The following is a 203-nucleotide window of genomic DNA, read 5'->3' as shown; positions in this document are numbered from 1 at the left end:
TTATTAAGTGAAACTAACGTAGGCGAAGAAACTGAATTTACAGTGCCACAAGATAAAAAACCATACGTTATTATGGTTGTTGGGGTAAACGGTGTAGGTAAAACAACAACTATAGGTAAGCTAGCATATCAATTTAAAAAGCAAGGATTAAAAGTTGTTTTAGGAGCGGGTGATACTTTTAGGGCTGCTGCCATAGATCAACT

Annotated in this window: 1 protein-coding gene; it reads left to right on the top strand. The window is 36.0% G+C overall.

Features of this window, described 5'->3' with window-relative positions; genetic code table 11:
* Positions 1 to 203: zeta toxin family protein (locus FUA24_RS24815; RefSeq protein WP_187388396.1), on the top strand; the 203-nt coding region annotated here is incomplete at both ends.

The sequence above is a fragment of the Seonamhaeicola marinus genome, assembly GCF_008085455.1.
The sequence above is the reverse complement of the archived record's forward strand: the minus strand, read 5'-3'. Positions and strand labels throughout refer to the sequence as shown.